This window comes from Streptomyces turgidiscabies Car8, assembly GCF_000331005.1.
In the GTDB taxonomy this organism is placed as follows: Bacteria; Actinomycetota; Actinomycetes; order Streptomycetales; family Streptomycetaceae; genus Streptomyces; species Streptomyces turgidiscabies.
In genome coordinates, this window is record NZ_AEJB01000241.1 from 1 (window position 1) to 2810 (window position 2810).

Here is a 2810-nt window from a genome sequence, read left to right on the forward strand (position 1 = left end):
CCGAGGAGCTCATCGTGGTCGGCTCCGGTGTCACCGGTGCCGAGTTCGCGGGCGCCTACCAGGCCCTCGGGTCCAAGGTGACCCTCGTGTCGTCGCGCGACCGCGTGCTGCCCGGCGAGGACCCCGACGCCGCCGCCGTCCTCGAAGAGGTCTTCCGGCGCCGCGGCATGAACGTCATGGCCCGCTCCCGCGCCGAGTCCGCCAAGCGCGTCGGCGACCGGGTCGAGGTCACCCTCTCCGACGGGCGGGTCATCAGCGGCTCGCACTGCCTCATGGCCGTCGGCGCGATTCCCAACAGCGCCGGAATGGGGCTGGAGGAGGCCGGGGTCAAGCTGCGTGACTCCGGGCACATCTGGACCGACAAGGTGTCGAGGACGACCGCCCCCGGTGTGTACGCCGCCGGTGACGTGACCGGCGTCTTCGCCCTCGCGTCCGTCGCCGCCATGCAGGGCCGTATCGCCATGTACCACTTCCTCGGCGACGCGGTGGCCCCGCTGAACCTGAAGACCGTCTCGTCGAACGTGTTCACCGACCCCGAGATCGCCACCGTCGGCTACACCCAGGCCGATGTCGACGGCGGCAAGATCGACGCCGTCGTCGTCAAACTGCCGTTGCTGCGCAATCCGCGCGCGAAGATGCAGGGCATCCGCGACGGCTTCGTCAAGCTCATGTGCCGGCCGGGCACGGGGATTGTGGTGGGCGGGTGCGTCGTGTCGCCGCGTGCCTCCGAACTCATCCACCCCATCTCGATCGCTGTCGACAACAATCTGACGGTCGAGCAGATCGCGAACGCGTTCACGGTCTATCCCTCTCTTTCGGGATCGATCGCAGAGGTCGCCCGGCAGCTTCACACACGCAAGGCGTCCGGCGAGGCCTGACAGCCGGGAGACGGCACGGGCGGCAACTTCCCGCTGGTCACGGGGATTTGCCGCTCATTCCTCCGGCATAAGCGGGGGAGATAGCGCGTATACCACTTCCCGTACCCGCTTGCGAACAACTTCTGTTATTCGGCGCATACTGCTGAAAGCAGACGGTCGTTGGGGTTACTGTCAGTTTCGTGTTCGCTGCAGAACGTCGTCAATTGATCCTCGAAATGGTGCGTGCCAATGGAGCCGTGTCGCTCCGTGAGCTCGCCCGCGTCGTCCAGACCTCCGAAGTGACCGTACGGCGGGACGTGCGCGCACTGGAGGCAGAAGGACTCCTCGACCGCCGGCATGGCGGTGCGGTATTGCCGGGCGGGTTCACGCGGGAGTCCGGCTTTCCGCAGAAATCTCATCTCGCGACCGCCGAGAAGACGGCCATCGCCGACCTCGCCGCGAGCTTCGTCGAAGAGGGCGAGGCCATCGTGGTCGGGGCGGGGACCACCACGCAGGAGCTGGCACGCCGGCTCGCGCGGGTCCCCGGGCTGACCGTCGTCACCAACTCCCTTTTGGTGGCTCAGGCGTTGGCCCACGCGAACAGAGTGGAGGTCGTGATGACCGGTGGCACTCTGCGCGGTTCCAACTACGCCCTGGTCGGCAGTGGCGCCGAGCAGTCCCTGCACGGGCTGCGGGTGTCCAAGGCCTTCCTCTCCGGAAGCGGGCTCACCGCCGAACGCGGGCTGTCCACCTCCAACATGCTGTCGGCGTCCGTCGACCGCGCGTTGGTACAGGCCGCCGCCGAGGTCGTCGTGCTCGCCGATCACACCAAGCTCGGCTCGGACACCATGTTCCAGACCGTGCCCACGGACGTGATCACCCGTCTCGTCACCGACGAACCGCCCGTCCACGACGACCGTGCGGGTACGGAACTCCAGGCCCTGGCCGACCAGGGCGTGCAGATCGCCGTGGCCGGATCGTCGAACTCGGGAAACGGTTCCCCGGGGAACGGGCCGCAGGGCGCTGAGCAGGTCCCGACCCGCCAACAGCGCCGGGACGTGCCGCTTCCCAACCCGCGCCGGGGGCAGCTGCCCGGCGGCTCGGCGGGCCATCCGCTCCGCGGCACGATGCTCGGCGAGCAGTCCGGCGGGGCCGGCGAGCGCGAGCGGGAACGGACCAGGGTGGCGGACCTCCGCCGCCGCTGACCGTCGTACGGACCGGGCTGTCGTACGAACCGGGTTGCCGTCGTACGGACCGGGCTACTGGGGTGCTGCCTTCAGGCCCCGCAGTGTCAGGGTCAGAAGGCGGTCGGCCAGGTCCGGGTCGTCCGGGGTCGCCTCGGCCGCCAGCGCGATGGCGTTGGTGAGCTGGAGCAGGTCGCCGATGGAGACGTCGGCGCGGAGGGTGCCGGCCTGCTGGGCGCGGGTGAGCAGGGCCGCGCCCGCCGACCGCATCGGGTTGCTGCACCGGGCCAGGTCCGAGTCGGCGTCGTACGACACCGTCATGAGCGCCCTTGCCAGGCCGCGGTACTCACCGGCGTGCGTGACGATCTCGCGCAGCCAGGTCACCAGTGCCGCGCACGGCTCCGGGTCGGTCAGCAGTTCGCGGGAGCGGGCCAGCAGGTCGCTCACCGAGTCCTCGAAGACCGCGCTCATCAGGGCGTGCCGGTTGGGGAAGTGACGGTAGAGCGTGCCGATGCCCACGCCGGCGCGTCGGGCCACGTCCTCCAGGGAGGCGTCCGTTCCGTGCGTGGCGAAGGCGGAGCGGGCCTCTGTGAGCAGGCGCTCGTAGTTGCGGCGGGCGTCGGCACGGAGGCCTGCCGGCGGCTGGGCCATGGGGTCACCTGCCCTTCCTGTACTTACGTGTTCCGGGAGTTCAGCATGCCATCGGGCGGGCGCCGTTCGGGTGCGTGGGTCGTTGCCGGGTGCGGGGCCGTGGGTGGCTGGTCGCGCA

At 69.9% G+C, this 2810-nt stretch carries 3 protein-coding genes; 2 read left to right on the plus strand and 1 reads right to left on the minus strand.

Translation table 11 applies throughout. From position 1 onward, the window contains the following. Both STRTUCAR8_RS15850 and STRTUCAR8_RS15855 read left to right on the plus strand, forming a co-directional pair. Positions 1 to 878, plus strand: an 878-nt coding sequence (locus tag STRTUCAR8_RS15850; RefSeq protein WP_006376798.1) for an NAD(P)H-quinone dehydrogenase, incomplete at its 5' end; no start/stop codon positions are given. Between the two features lie 179 nt (positions 879 to 1057). Beyond that, on the plus strand, positions 1058 to 2062 hold the full coding sequence (locus STRTUCAR8_RS15855) for a DeoR/GlpR family DNA-binding transcription regulator (RefSeq protein ID WP_006376796.1): 1005 nt from the start codon (positions 1058 to 1060) through the stop codon (positions 2060 to 2062). A gap of 54 nt (positions 2063 to 2116) precedes the next feature. Here STRTUCAR8_RS15855 and STRTUCAR8_RS15860 read toward each other — a convergent pair whose 3' ends face one another. Then, positions 2117 to 2692, minus strand: coding sequence for a TetR/AcrR family transcriptional regulator (locus STRTUCAR8_RS15860; RefSeq protein ID WP_006376799.1), 576 nt, complete (start codon positions 2690 to 2692; stop codon positions 2117 to 2119). Between the last annotated feature and the right edge of the window lie 118 nt (positions 2693 to 2810).